Genomic DNA, 14,550 nt, shown 5'->3' with positions numbered 1-14,550 from the left:
AAACCCTACAAGTCCGGCTTGCCCAAAGCGTCCGGGGTATTCTGGTGCTCCTGCTTGTCACCGTCTCCCGCGGCTTCGAAACGGTAGCCGTGCGAATACACGGAGGTCAGGCGCACGCCGTTCTCGGGCCGCAGCGCCAATTTGATCCGCAAGCGCGAGATATGCGTGTCGAGCGTGCGCGAGCCCGCCCCGATGTCACGGCCCCAGACAGCTTGTTCCATCACCTCGCGCGACACCAGGCGGCCAAGGTTGCGGAACAGGAACAGGGCCAGGTCGAACTCGCGCGGCGAGATCTCCGCCTTGTTCTCGCCGCAGGTCACGGTGCGCGCTTGCGGATCCACACGGTAGTTGCCCACCCGGATCACCGCGCTGTCCTGCTGCGCCTGCGGATAGGTGCGGCGAAGCAAGGCGGAAACACGCGCCACCAGCTCGGCGCGCCGGATCGGCTTGATCATGTAGTCGTCGGCGCCGGCGCCCAACCCGGCGACGATGTCTTCCTCCATCGCGCGGCTGGTCAGGAACAGGATGGGCGGATTGGGACCGGAGTTCTGCCGTACCCAAGTCACCACCTCGAGACCGCTCGTATCGGGCAATTGCCAGTCCACGACAAGAAGGTCGAACGCCTGCTCGCGCAGCGCCCGCAGGAACGTGCTGCCATTGGCGAAGCACTCGCACTCATGGCCTGCCGAGACCAGGATCTGCTGGATCAGCTCGGACTGGCTCTTGTCGTCTTCCACCGAAGCTATTCTCATACTTACCTCTTCCTTGCCGCCATGTTCCGCCCCGCACTTCCTGCGCACTTCTTGCGCAACTCCTGCGCAACTCCTGCGCAACTGCTGCGTTCATCCCGCGTTTTCCGTCAGGGAGAAAGCGCGAGCGCGAGCAGGCCAGGCCAGGCGCGTAGGGGGGAATGGTACAGAATCGGGCGTCGCCACGCCAAGACTGGCGTGGGGGGGGTACCGCGCACCCGCATCGCCCCCGCCCCCCGGGGCGTAGCACCATTATTGCAGCATGTAGGTTTCGTACTCGAGGCGATCGAGCTTGCGGTCGAGCATGTAAACAGCCAGCGCCACCACGACCAGCAGCGAGATCGCGAAACCGTAGCCGTACCAGGCCGGGCCCAGTTGCAGCGTCACCGCGGTGAGCGCCAGGTTGAGGATCACAAACAGCCCGGTGAGCAGCAGCACTTCGCGCCGGCGGTCGAGGTAGAAGTAGATATTGAGCACCCCGAGCAGCACCACCTGCAGGCTGGCGCCGATCACGTCCACATACAGCAGCGGCAGGTAAAGCTCCGAGATGCCCAGCGCCCCCAGCACCCAGCTGCCCACCACGAACAGCAGCAGCGCCGCGATGGCCTGCACCTTGACGATCTCGTACAGCCCCAGGCGGATCGTCTGCACCATGGTGTTGCGCATATCCTCGATATGCTCAAGCGAGCTGCCGCCGCGCACGGCGTTGTAGAAGGCGTCGTAGTACTCGACGAAGTCCGTCTCGATGCGCACCAGGAACACCGCCATGCCGGGGATGATCGCCAGGTAGGCCAGGAACACCGGGATGTCGTAGATGATCGATGCGTGCAACGGTCCGATCACTTGCTGTCCGGTGGACGGCGAATACCAGAACATGAACTTGTCGAGCCAGATGCCAAGGTTGTACAGCAGCCCGATCGCCATCAGGCTCGGGTAGGCATAGCGCCGCTGGAACACCTCGAACGACATGAAGCGCTGGCTGGTGTAGTTGCGGTAGATCAGCACCACCATCGCCGTCAGCAAGCTCAACTGCCCGGCCACGAAACCCAGGAGCAGGCCTTCAAGGCCATAGCCGCGCAATGCCAGCGCCGCCGCCACCGTCAGCGTATAGCCAAGCAGGAAGGTCCAGACGATAGCCTTGTACTGCTTCATGCCCGTCAGGAAGATCACCGCGATCCAGATATTGCTCATGACCACGAAGCCCGCGGTCATCAGCAGCCGGTAGAGCACCGACTGGCCCTGGAAGGCGAAGAGCGCGCAGCCGATGCCGGCCGCGCCCGCCAGCACCGTGACCAGCAGGGCCACCGCGTGGTAGTTCGACAGCACCAGGCCATCGCGCTTCTCGAACAGCCGGTCCGATGTGAAGCGGGTAAACGAGAGCTGCATCGGCCCGGTCAGGATCAGGCTGACCGCGATCAGGTAGGTCACCGACACCTGGAACTGTGTCACCAGGCTGCCCGGCACCACGAAGGGCAGGCTCAGCAGGCCGATCAGCAGGATGCCGACAATCGACAGGACCCACGGCCCGGAGCTGATGATGCCGGCATAGGCGTACGCGCCGAGCATGCCCGACAGGCTGTCCCGCCGCAGCATCTTGCGTAGTTCGAAACCAATCCCCGCCATTTCAGCGCCCTCCCTTCATGGGGCAGCCCGCGGCCTGGGCCGCCCTGGCGGGCGACGCGCCCGCAGAGGACGCCACCCGTGGCTGCGCCATCAGGCGCGTGTACAGTTCGCGGTAGCTGCCCACCATCATCTCCTGCGTGTAGTACCGCTCCACGCGCTGGATGCCGGCTTGCTGCGCGGCATGCCAGGCGCGCGGGGAACCTAGCAGGCCGATCGCCTTCTCGGCCAGCGCGGCCGGGTCGGCGATGCGCACCACGTCGCCGGCGGCGCCCAGTGCGGCATCCTCGCCGGGCAGGCCGAAGATCAGTTGCCGGCACGAGCCCACGTCGGTGGTCACGCACGGCACGCCAGCGGCGAAGCCTTCCAGCACCGCCAGCGGCARGGCCTCGCTGATGGAGCTGAGTACCAGCACGCCCACCTTGGGCAGCAGGTCGTCGATGCGCTGGAAACCCAGGAATTTGACCTTCCCGGCGAGGCCCAGGCTCTCGGCCAGGCTGCGGCATTCCCGCGCGTATTCGGGATCCTCGTCCTCGGGTCCCGCGATCCAGCCCTCGGCATCCGGGAACTGCCGCACCACGGTCAGCATGGCGCGGATAAAGGTCTTGATGTCCTTGATCGGCACGACCCGCCCGATCAGGCACAGCACGGGCGGCACGCCGGACGCGCGCCGGGTGCGCAGCGCGGCCAGCCGCGGCAGGTTGATGCCGTTGGGAATATTGCGGGTGCGCTCGGCCCTGGCGCCGTCGGTCACCTGGCGCTGGCGGTTGCCCTCGTAGAGCGCGACGATGGTGTCGCCGGCGTCGTAGCACACGCGGCCCAGCGTTTCGAAGAAGCGCACCCACAGCTCGCGGAAATAGCTGATCTGCGAGATATCGCGCTCGAACACGTTGCGGTTGTCGCGGATCCACTGGCTCTGGAACAGGTCGATCTTGCGTTCCTTGGTGTAGATGCCGTGCTCGGACACCAGCAAGGGCCGGCCCGTGCGGTAGTGCAGCATGGCGCCGAGGAAGCCGGCATAGCCGGTGGAAACCGTGTGGTAGACCCTGGCCGGGATCAGCCCCTCGGCAATGCGCGCCAGCTGCCACAAGGGCTTGTGCATGATGCGCACGGTCCAGAAGTAATCGGTGAAGGACGGATCGGTGCAGTACTGGCGATATTGCTCGGTGATGGTGCGCCAGGCATTGCGGCTGTACAGGAATGCATCTTCCGACAGGTTGCCGCCGTCATTGAGCTCGGGCATCAGCTCGCGGATCAGTTCGCCGGCCTCCTGCTCGCGACCGGGCTGGCGCAGCACCTCGTGCAGTTGCGCCGAGGCGGCGAAGGTATCCGGATCGCCGTCGCTGCCGTGCACCAGCGGCGGCGGCGCGAAGTCGTAGAGGAAATGGGTCTCCAGGTGCACGACATTGTCCGGCAACGCATAGACCATATCGCCGTAGTCTTCGCGGCGGCTGCCGATAAAGACGATGGCGAAGCGGATTTCCGGGAAMGCSCGGATCATCTGGTTGACCCAGCTCGACACCCCGCCGCTCACATACGGAAAGGTGCCCTCAAGCAGCAGGGCCACATCGGCCGAGTCGGCGCGGGGCGAAGGGGTATTGCTCATGATTGCCAGTAACGCAGCAGGGGCCGTACCAGTGGCAACGGCGATGGGCTGTCGAACAACAGCAGGATGGTGCGCACGGCGGCGTAGTCGCGCTCCAGGTAGGCGGCTTCGGCCAGCAGCGGCAGCGTGCGCTCTCGCGCAAAACCCAGCGCCTCGGCCCGCTCCAGCCACTCGCGCGCTTGCGCGGGCTCGTGGCGGTTCAGGGCCAGGCGGCCACGCATGTACCACAGCCCGGCCTGTTCAGGGTCCACCTCCAGCGCGGCGCGGGCGTAGCGCTCGACCTGGTCCGCGGTGTAGCGGTAGACGTCGCCTTGCACCAGGTTCTGGTAGATCAGCTCCCAGTGCAGGTCGGCCAGGCGCTTGTTGATCTCGCCGCGCTCGCTCGCGTCGAGGGCCTCTTCAAGACGCGGCAGCTCGGCCATGATCTGCTGGGTCAGTTGCTTCTCGGCGCCGTCCAGCATGCCGTAGGCCAGCAGGCGCACGTCGTCGGCGCTATCGGCCAGCAGTTCGCGCAACACCGGGCTGGATGTGCGCGCCGGCATCGATTGCATGGCCACCAGCGCGGTCATGCGCTCGGGCAGCGGCGCGCGCGTATTGCCAAGCTGCGCGCGCAAGCGGGCGCCTCCGCCATGGGTCACGCGCGAGATCAGGTGAGTGACGAACACCGGCAGTCCGACCAGGCCAATGCCGGCCGTCTGGCGCGGGCCCGGGAACAGGCGCGCGATCAGCAAGCTGCCGAGGCAGACGATGGCACCCGCCATCGGCACCAGGAAGCAGAACGCGAACAGATAGCCGTAGCTCCACGCGAACGGCACGCGGAAGCGCCGAGGCAGCAGGCGCCACAGCACTATCGCGATCATCGCGGCGGCAATCCCCTGCGACAGCAGGAAAGCCAGCAGCAACGGCGTGCTGGTACCGGCGCGCGCCAGCAGCGCCAGGGCTGCGATTTGTGCGGTGAGGCCGCCGACGCCGAGCTTACCCACGGGCAGCCTCGCCCAGTGCCACGGGCACCGGTACCGGCGCCGGGTGTACATCCACATGACAACGGTGCAGCAGCCGGATCAGCGGCTCCACCGGTGCGCTGGCTGGCACGGCCAGCATATGCACGCCGATGCGCGCGGCTTCGAAATCCGTGCCGAACTGGGCTCGCAACATGTCCTCGATCCGCACCAGGTAGGCCGAGGCCGCCTCGTTGTCGGACAGCGGCATCAGGGTCAGCAGCGCGCGCTGGTGCACACTGGTAAGCGGCCATGCCACGTCGAGCGCGCGGCGGCTGCGGATGACCTGCTCGAACAGCGCATCGCGGGACTCGTCCAGGTCGAACACCAGCGCAACGATCGTGCTTTCGATGCCGCTATCGCGGCGCAGCCGGGACAAGCGGGCGTAGTCCAGCGCGAAGTCGTACGGGCAGCCTGGCACGGCCGCCTCGATGGCTCGGGTGGACGCGGCATGCTCGACGCCATCGGCGTAGTAGCCCATCAGCACCATCAGAAGTTGCAGGTTCTCGTAGCTGAGCGACAGGAACGGCATGCGCTCGACCACCAGCAGGCCAACCAGCTTGTCGGCCCCGGACAGCACCGGTGCCACCGCCACATAGCGGGTCTGCGGATGATCCGGCGACTGGCGCGACAGCCCGCCGGCCTGCAGGTGCGCCAGCTGGCGCGTCTCCAGGCAATGGCGCACCAGCGCATCGTTGGCGTCGAACTCGAATGCCGGGCCAACTTGCGCCGAGGCCTCGTCCGCCACCTTGTCGCCAACGACCGCGTACAGCGCTGCCCCTTCCACCTGGCAGGCCTGCGCCACCACTTGCAGCATGGGGCGCGCGCCAACCAGCGCACTGCCGGACGCGCTATCTTCCAGCGTCACGGCACGCATTTGCGACAGCGTATCGCGCAGCGTGGTGGGCCTGGCCAGCAGGTCGTTCTCCAGCCGCGCGTGGGATACGCGCAGCAGGTAGTGGTTCTTGGTCAGCGCGGCAAGGCGCTCTTCCAGGTAGCGATTGACGGCGCGCGCGCGCGCCAGCCGCGTGCCCCACACATCGCCGAACTGCCCGGCCACCAGCACCGTCAGCAGCCCTCCCAGGAAGAACAGGCGCGGAAATGCCCCCGGCTGCGCTCCGACCTGGTGGAAAAAGAACCAGCCAGCCAGCATCATCAGCACGCTACCCACGCCAATCAGCGTGCCATAGCGCAGCGCCAGTATGATCGGCAGCAGCCATGCCCAGGGGAAACCCAGCCCGAGCAGCAGGGGGTTGTCGGGCAGGACCGCGTATCCCAGTGCCATCGCCAGGGCCATCGTCACCACCAGCTCGACCGCAGAGACCGGTCCGCTCGTGGCGGGCGCGAGCAACCGCAAATAGCGGCCGCCCGCGCCGATGCCTTGTCCTTCCCGTATCTTGTCGGCTGTATTGGCCACGATCACGCTCTCCCGCGACTCAACCCTGGCGCAGCGGCGCCAGCAGGCGGCGCAGCAGCTTCTGCGCGGTACCGGACAGCGATTCGCGGCTCCAGCCACTGTCGCTGCCGGTGGCGGTCCACACCACCTCGCCGGTGCTCACGTCGAGCAGCTGCAGGGAAATGCCCACCGCCGGCTCGCCATCCACGCCGACCTTGTAGCGCCATTCCTGCACCGCGCCGGTGAGGGCATAGCGCACCTTCTGGGTACGCGCCCATTCCAGCGCCTTGCCCACCGATTCCCGCTCGGCCGGCTCGAACAGCGTTTCCGGGTTCAGGCTGGCCGGATAGCGCTTGACGTTGGCAATGCCGCCGGTCTTCAGCAAGCTCTCCGCAATCGCCTCGGCGCGCAGGCCCGCTTGCGGCGTCTCGGTGTAGTTGACGATCGGCAAGACCGCCAGCGATTCGCCGGCAGGCAGCGCGGGGGCGCGGCCCACGTCGGTCACCGCGCATCCGGCCAGCCAAAGGGCCGCGCCCAGCGCACCGCACCAGCCCAGCAGTCGTGCCGCGCGGTTCTGCTTCGTGCTAGTTTTCTCCATGACTCACTCCCCTTCTCGATTGCGTACGGTGAACCGGCACTGGTGTGCCCGCCCGGATTAAAAAAGCCATTTGTAGCGAACACCCGCTTCGGTCAGCGGCGTGCCGCCATTGCGTGCCGCGGTTTCGTGCTGCACATACATGGACAGGTGATCGTTTCCGAACACCTTGCCGGCCACGCCAAGCTGGGCCCGGAAGTTCTGCCCGGCACGGGTGTCGTGCAACAGGCCGATCTCGGCGAAAGGCCGCCACTTGCGCGTGTAGTCGTCGAGCAGCTCGGTACCGAAACCGAAAGTCACGCCCGCCTGCGTGAAGCCCTGCGGCATGTAGAACCCGGGCGTGGCTTCGTCGTCGGCGGGTACCAGCGTCGCCAGCTTGCTGCTGAGCGTGCCGCCGCGCGTGCTGTAGGTAGCGTGGGTGCCGACCAGGCGCACGGTGTAGTCCGGGTAAGCGGTACGGATGCGATAACCCAGCTCCAGGTCGTACACCAGGCCGTGACCCAGTTGTGAGCCGTCCTGGCCACGGAAACGGTCGTACTCGATACGCGCGCCCGCGAATTCGCGCAGGCTGAAGTTGTAGGTCGCGCCCAGTCCGAGCACGTCCTTGACGCCGCCGACCCGCAGCGCCGCCGACTCGTCGGCTTGCTGGTTGAGGCCGGCCAGCGTGGTGAGGTTCAGCCGGGTACCCTCGCGCCACTCGCCGGTAAATCGCGCGGTGGTCACGCTATCCAGGCCGTCGCGCCGTCCCACGCCGAAGCGCCAGCGCAGGTGCTGGTCGCGGTAGCCGAGCGACAGCTCGCCACGCTTGTCGGACGAAGGCACGCCGGTAAGCTGCGTCTGGTCCACGCTGTGCTGGGTGCGCCAGGCACCGCGCAGGTTCAGGTCATAGCCATCCCACAGGCGCACGCCGCCGGCCAGGCCGTAGTCGAAATAACTCAGCGGGCTCTGGCGCTGGTATGTCATGCGCGGCTCGATGGCCTGCGCATTGAACAGCAGCGTGTCCTGCAGGGTCTCCTGCAGCGCGTCGTCGGTACGGGTGGTTTCCTGCGTCTCGTAGGCCAGCGTCTGCGCGGCGCCGAGCCGGTCGAGCTGCACGTTGGCTTCGATCTGGTTGTCCACCGGAATGCGGCCGGCCTGGCGCTCCAGCACGCGGTCGAGCGCGGCCAGATCCTGGTTCGCCAGCGCCAGCGTGATCTCGGCATAGGCCGGGCGCAGCAACTGGCGCGCATACTGGCGTGCCAGCCAGGCACGCGCCAGTTCATTGGATTCGTTCGACAGCGCCCACGCCAGCGCCACTTCCTTGGCGGCGGACGAGACCACCGCCTGCTGGCGCGCTTCGCGCTGGGCCATGCCCGCCGGCACACTGGCGTCCAGCGGCGGCAAGCCGGGTATCTCACCCAGGCGCGAAGCCGGATTGGCCGGCCCGGTCCAGTTGGCGGCGTTGGCACCCGCCATCACGGTGCGGTCGCCGCGCAGCATCTCGATCACCAGGCGCTGCGAGACATCCCCCGACGCAAAGATCTGGCCAAGCGCCACTGTCTGGCGGCGCAGTTCGGCAGGCGCGGGGCCGCCTTGCGCATCTTCCTCCTCGGCTGCCGGATCCATGCTGCGGGGATCCGAGGCACGGCGCCCGCTTGCGGTACGGTCGCCATGCAGGTCAACCCAGGCCTGGCGGCGCAGGCGCCAGGCAGTGCTGGTCTGCCCGATGGCGTCGTAGGCATCCGCGGCAAGCCCGAGCCAGAGCGGATCGGCGTTCTTGCCGTCGGCCATCTTGCGCAGGTAATGCAGCGCGGTGCGGCCGTCCTGGAAGCGCATGCTGCCAGCGGCAAAGGCGCCCCACAGATCCGGGTTGCCCTCGGCCTCGCTCTTCAGGCGCAGCATCATGGCGCGCACTTCGGTATCCGAGCCGAGATCGACCAGCGCCCACATCAGCGCGGCCAGCGTCTCGCTGCCAGCATCGGGCAGGCTGGCGGCACGGCGCAGGTCGGCCAGGGCCAGCTCGCGCTCGCCGCGGGCGCGCTGGTACTCGGCGCGCATGGCCAGGAAACGGCTGGATTGCTCGGCCTGCTTCAGCTGCCCGGGGGTCATGCCCTGCAGCAAGGCGGCGACGCGGCCGTAGGCCCGTGCGCGGGTGTAGTAGTTGATGGCGAGTTCTAGCGACACGAGCTTGCCGCCCTTGCGCCAGCTGGCCTCGGCAATGCGCCCTGCATCAATGGGCGAACTGTCGTAGAAATCCATCAGGTTCGAGAAATCCGATTCCTCGATATCGCGCACTTCGGCCAGGCAGTCGTTGCGGCCGGCGCCCGGCGGCATGGCCATGCAGTGATCGTCATGCGACTCGGCCATGGCCAGCATCAGTTGCCGGTAGCCTTGTTCGAGCAAGTCGCCACGCTGGTTCAGGCGTGCCAGTTCGGTCAGGGTGCGCCAGTACTCGATATCGGTGGAGCGCGCGGTGCGCATGGACGGCACCATGGCCTGCAGCGCCTCGGCCAGCTTGCCGCGCACGTAAAGCAGGTTGGCCTGCTTGAGCGCGTACTGGGGACGTGGGCCAAAGCGCTGCTGCAGCTCCGTGTAGAGCTCGTAGGCGCGGGCATCCTTGCCGGCGCGCTCTGCCAGTTCCGCCTGGCGCTCCATGATCTGGCGCGCGTTGGGGCCGTGGCTCAGGCTTTGCAGGAAAGCCAGCCCTTGCTCTGGCTCTCCCAGCCGTTCGTAGGTGGCGACCACCTGGTCGATGGTGGCGAGGTCGCCGCTGCCGGCGCGATGGCGCAGCGCGGCCAGGTAGGCGCGATCGTCGCTCAGTCCCGGGGCCAGGCGCAGCACCGCCTTCCAGGCGGTCTCGTCGTTGGTGGCCTGGGCATATTCGAGCCAGCTCCTGAGCGCTACCGCGGGCTGGCGATTCCATTCCGCGACCTGCGCCAGGCGTTCGCGCCAGCGCTGCGCGCCGGGCTGGCGCCGCACGGCGGTCTCGGCGACGCGCTGGGCGTCGTCGAGCTTGCCGGCGGCCAGGAAGACCTGGAAGGCCAGTTCGTAGTCATCGGCGTTGAACGCGCGCTCGGCCGCGGGCGGGGCGCCGCTGTGCGCCACCGCAGGTGCGGCCGGCGCAGCCACTGCGGCAGGCTTGCCCGCGCCGGCGGAATCCGCCACTCGGCGCAGGTGCGGCATCGCGGCGTCGCCCATTGCGCGGCGCAGGGCCAGCCCGCGCGGACCGTCCAGGAAAATGACGCCCTGCGCGGCCCAGGGCTGGGCGGCGGCAACCCGGCGCACTTCGGCGCGTTGCAGCGATGCTCCCAGCGGGGCAGGCTGCATGCTCGGCGGCAGGCGCAGCAACCGCTGCGCATAGTGCGCCGCCTGCTCGGGCCGGTTGGCGGCCAGCGCCAGTTTGGTCAGGTAGCGCAGGACCTCGGCATTTTCCAGCAGCTTGCCGCCGTGTTGCTCGGCCTGCGCCAGCGCCTTGTCGAGTTCGTTGCCGGACTGCAGCGTCTTGAGCGCGGCCAGGAACAGCCGGCGCTGCTCGGTCGGATCGGTGGCGTGTGCCTGCGCGGCGAACAGCGCGTCGGCCGCTTGCTGGTAATCACCGCCAGCCAGCGCCGCCGATGCCGCCTGCGCACTCCACAGCTCGGCGCGGGCGGGATCGCTCTTGGCCAGCGCGCGGTAGAAATGCTGCGCCGGCTTGAGCGCGTTGATCGAGCGCGCGGCGGTCGCGAGCTCTTCCAGATCGGTACGCCCCCATTGCATCGGCAATGCCTGGTCGAGCAACCCGGCGAGCCGTTCGATGTACTGCTTGCGCTCCGGCGTGTCCGGCAACGCGGCAAACGCGCGCTGCTGCGTGATCTCGATACGGGTGCGCAGGATCTGGTTGGGTAGTTCGGCGTCGGCGGCGGCGCGCGCGCGCACTGGCCCTTGCCGGCTGGCGGCATGGCGCGCTTCCAGCCGGGCCAGCATGGCTTCGGCCTCGTCCAGGCGGCCGGTACGCGCATATTGCTCGGCCAGCACCGCCATGAAACCGTTGTCTTCCGGCGCGGCACGCCACCAGGCTTCCAGGTAGGCCATGCTCAGGCCGTCAACCGCGCGGCCTTCACCCAGCAGGCGTTCGCGCAAGGTTTCGCGCGGGAACATCAGCGCCAGGCCGATCCCCACCATGGCGGTGAAGGTCAGCACGAACGCTGGCTGCAACAACCGCTCGCGCTCAGGCGGYGCAGGTGATTTCGACGCTTTGCTTGGCATTGTCGGGATGGGAAACGGGTGTGGTATCGAAGCGCAGCGTGCCGCGCTCCCGCACGCCCTGCACCGGCTTGCCATCGATGGCAACCCGGCAGCGGTCCGCCCCTGCGAGACGGAAGAAAGGCTTGGTGTAGCCGCTGAACTCAAAACGGATCTGCTGTGCGCTGCCCTGGCCGGCGCGCTGCCAGTTCCGCACGAAGCCGCTGGCCTCGGCGACCTCGGGGCCGGCGGGCGCGGCGGCGCCGGGCCCGCGCATCACGATGCGCGAGGCGCCATCGGCCAGGTGCACGTAGACACCGCCGCCGGGCGCCGGCGAAGTGCCGGTCACGCCTTGCGAGGCCGCCACGTCGGTCACGCCCGCGCCGGTCCAGCGCACGTTGCGCAGATTGCCGTCGCCGCGCACGATCCACGCGCCGGGCTGCTTGCCGTCGCCGCCGGTTTCGCGCGCCACCGCCATGCCTTGCCAGTCGATCACCTTGCGCACGTAGTCGGTGGCATGCACCGGCAGCAGCGGTTGGCTCTGCACGTAGTCGTAGACCTTGCGCAGCGCCTTGAGCGAGGCTGCCTTGGTGCCCGAGTAATTGTGATAGTAGATGTTGACCGACTTGAAGCGGTACGGATGGTCGGTCAGCTCGTAGGTTTCAATCACGCGCTCGAAACCGTAGAACGGGCCATGCCAGAGATTGGTGTAGACGTTCTCGTTCTGGTTCGGGGCGAACACCTGGAAGGTGCCGTCGGCCTTGTTGATGCCAAGCGGGGAAATCGCGGTCCAGGTCGGGTTGCTGCGCGTGATCAGCGTATCGCCGCCGTTCATGTTGAGCACGCCGGCCTGGTCGGTCAGCCTGATCGCCTCGGCGGGTGGCTGGCAGTCGCCCGACCACAGCAGCATGCTGACGGGCTTGCCGGCGGGCGCGAGCGTACGGTTGATGTAGTCGATGGAGCCGCCGACCTCGCGCTTGAGGTCCATGGTGTAGCCCGGAATCGCCAGGTGGAAATCTGCGTCGCCTTCGGTGGCGTTCTCCGAATGCGCGCCACCGGGCACCGTGCGGCCCCACTCGAAGGGATGCGAGAAGGTGTGGCTGGCCACCTCCACATAGGGCTGCGCGAAGATCTTGCGTGCGATCGGCTCCAGCTGCGCGGTCAGCTTGGGATACATGCCATCGCTGGCCACTTCGCCCTGGATGATCGACATCGTCATCGGCAGGCGGTAGCGGTCCCAAATCTCGCGGAACAGCACTTCGCCGGAGAAGCCGCCGCCAGGGATCTCGGCGCGCGAGGCAAAACCGTCTCCGTCCACATGGATGGTCAGCAGGCGCCGGCCGTTCTCGGTGGTGACATCCGGTACCGGCATGTCGGGCAGACGCAGCGCTTCGCGCAGGAAAGCGAGCGGCTGGACGACCCAGCGGTCCTGGTCGTTGGCGCTTTGCCGCACGGCATAGGGGCCCAGCACATAGCCGCCCCAGGGAGTAATCGCGGCGGCGTCGTAGGTCAGCGTGCCCGAATTCAGGCGCAGCAGGGAGCGATAGCCAGGGCCATCGCCGACCTGCACGAGCGCCGCCTGGGTGCGGTCCGGCGCCACCGGCATCTCGAAGCCCATCATCGGGTCCTTGGATACCACATCCGCCTTGACGCCGACCTTGCCCTTGACCGGGTTGAGCTGCAGGCTCGAGGCGAGCGAGCCGTTCATGCGCGCGCCGAAGTCATTCAGGAACACCACCGGCACGCCCTGGTCGATATTGCGCTGTACCCAGCTGAAGAAGCGGCCGGGCTGATCGCGCACATTGCCGGCCATCCACACCACCACGCCCGCGTAGCGGTCCGGGCCGATCTCGGGCAGCGGTTGGCTGGCTTCGGCGAAGTCGACGCGATAGCCCAGGTAGTTCAGCGGCATGGAAACGAAGCGCACGCCGGCGGAGTCGTCGATCGACACGCCGGGCTCGCGGTCCTGCACCACCAGCACGCGGCGCGGCATCACCTCGATGCTGCCGATGCCAACCGTCTGCAGGCCAGGGTCGGCCACGTAGGGGATGATGTCCAGCGCGCGGATCCGCGCGGCGGTGTCGCGCGCGCACTTGCGGTCGGTGGGCGGGCAGTAGTCGATCGAGATCACCGGCAAGCGGTACTGCTCCCGGATCGTGCGGGCCTGGCCCAGCAGCCAGTTGCGGTCGGCCTCGCTGACTTCGGTGTAGCGCTTGCCCGCCTGGTCCCAGCCGCGGTAGAGCGACTCGAACGCGACCGCGTACGCCAGCTGGCTGACTTGCGGCAGGATCTCGAAGCCGCGATTGAAGATCAGCCTGGCGTCGGGATAGCGGGCCTTGATGGCGCGGATCACCGCCACCATGCCTGCTTCCTGGCGGGCACGTTCGGCATCGGTCTTGGCAACGAGCTGGTAGGAATCAAGCGTGTCGAGGAAGAAGCCGCGAAAGCCGCGCTGCCACAGCGGCGTGATGACCTTGTCCACATAGAAGGCAGGCCAGCCCTCGGCGGCCTGGTCGACCACGCGGGCGCCCCAGGCGTCGTTATTGCCGGTCAGCCAGGCCTTGGGGATGTCCTTCAGGTAGGGGCGCGAAGGATAGACCTCGCCAATGCTGACGTAGGAGAACCATTGCGTATTGGGCGTGGCGGCGGTGCGCGGGTCGAAGCCGCTGTCGGGTTCGACCACCGCGATATCGAAGGCTTGCAAGGAGTCCACCGGCGGCTTGCTGCCGTAGTGGAAGGCAATGTTGGGGGCGCGTACACCTGCGGGTGTCGCGGTCTGCGCCTGCGCCTGTGCCGGGCATAGCCAGGCAGCAATCACGGCCAGCAGCGCGCCAAGCCAGGCTCTTGTCATCGGCGTACCCCGGCTTGCTTGGCGCAAGCCAGCCACGCGGCGCATGACACCGTCCATTCGCAACAAATTCACTTGTTGGCCCCCTGTTTTCTTCATTTTTATGTCCCGCTCCGGAAGAGCTCGCTTTGCTTGCCTGCCAACGCGCTCTCGCGCCTGGTGCCGCGTGACGATGCATTCCGGGTATGGCTGTTCCCATCTACGGCTTCCCACGCTGCCCGAAATACCGGGCAGTCCCCCGCGGGATATTTATCAAAGTGCCTGATCAGGCACTATGGCGGGGGGGGAATTCTGAGGCATGCGGGTAAGCCTGCCTATAAGCATTTCGGACTAGGGATGAAGCACTCGGGCAAATGCGGGAAGGTGCAACAGTTGCCTGATAGTGCCGGATTCCTGGCTCCGACCGCTTCGATTGGCGCACTGACGGAATCCGCCAAGCCTGGCCGCTCCTGGGTGTTGCCAACGGCAGCACGCTTAGGCGGAGTCGCCGCGCCAGGGTGCCCACCGCGCCCGGTGAAGATTATTACAAAGTGGATAT

The 14,550-nt window shown here is 67.4% G+C and carries 8 protein-coding genes; all 8 read right to left on the bottom strand.

What is annotated here, in order from left to right; genetic code table 11:
* Window positions 1-5 precede the first annotated feature (5 nt).
* On the bottom strand, window positions 6-752 hold the full coding sequence (locus AC1DN0_RS08605) for a response regulator transcription factor (protein WP_441635493.1): 747 nt from the start codon (window positions 750-752) through the stop codon (window positions 6-8).
* 249 nt (window positions 753-1,001) lie between these two features.
* Window positions 1,002-2,372, bottom strand: a complete 1,371-nt coding sequence (gene pelG / locus AC1DN0_RS08600) for an exopolysaccharide Pel transporter PelG (RefSeq protein ID WP_035870095.1) — start codon at window positions 2,370-2,372, stop codon at window positions 1,002-1,004.
* A 1-nt stretch (window position 2,373) separates the two neighbouring features.
* The gene (pelF, locus tag AC1DN0_RS08595; protein WP_441635489.1) at window positions 2,374-3,975 is read right to left on the bottom strand and encodes a GT4 family glycosyltransferase PelF; all 1,602 of its coding nucleotides are present in this window, start codon (window positions 3,973-3,975) and stop codon (window positions 2,374-2,376) included.
* Window positions 3,972-4,958 carry a tetratricopeptide repeat protein gene (locus tag AC1DN0_RS08590; RefSeq protein WP_441635488.1) on the bottom strand — a complete coding sequence of 329 codons (987 nt, stop codon included), beginning with the start codon at window positions 4,956-4,958 and terminating at the stop codon, window positions 3,972-3,974. The genes pelF and AC1DN0_RS08590 overlap by 4 nt, the downstream gene beginning before the upstream one ends.
* A complete protein-coding gene (locus AC1DN0_RS08585; protein ID WP_441635486.1) occupies window positions 4,951-6,396 on the bottom strand; it encodes a PelD GGDEF domain-containing protein in 1,446 nt (481 codons plus the stop codon). The genes AC1DN0_RS08590 and AC1DN0_RS08585 overlap by 8 nt, the downstream gene beginning before the upstream one ends.
* A 13-nt stretch (window positions 6,397-6,409) precedes the next feature.
* On the bottom strand, window positions 6,410-6,967 hold the full coding sequence (locus tag AC1DN0_RS08580) for a penicillin-binding protein activator LpoB (RefSeq protein WP_441635484.1): 558 nt from the start codon (window positions 6,965-6,967) through the stop codon (window positions 6,410-6,412).
* Between the two features lie 57 nt (window positions 6,968-7,024).
* Window positions 7,025-11,188: a tetratricopeptide repeat protein gene (locus tag AC1DN0_RS08575; protein WP_477103461.1), complete on the bottom strand. Its 4,164-nt coding sequence runs from the start codon at window positions 11,186-11,188 to the stop codon at window positions 7,025-7,027.
* A complete protein-coding gene (locus AC1DN0_RS08570) occupies window positions 11,151-14,015 on the bottom strand; it encodes a bifunctional glycoside hydrolase/polysaccharide deacetylase family protein (protein WP_477145652.1) in 2,865 nt (954 codons plus the stop codon). Before AC1DN0_RS08570 ends, AC1DN0_RS08575 begins: the two co-directional genes overlap by 38 nt.
* Window positions 14,016-14,550: the final 535 nt, after the last annotated feature.

Source organism: Cupriavidus sp. 05N39, assembly GCF_056397325.1.
The sequence above is the reverse complement of the archived record's forward strand: the minus strand, read 5'-3'. Positions and strand labels throughout refer to the sequence as shown.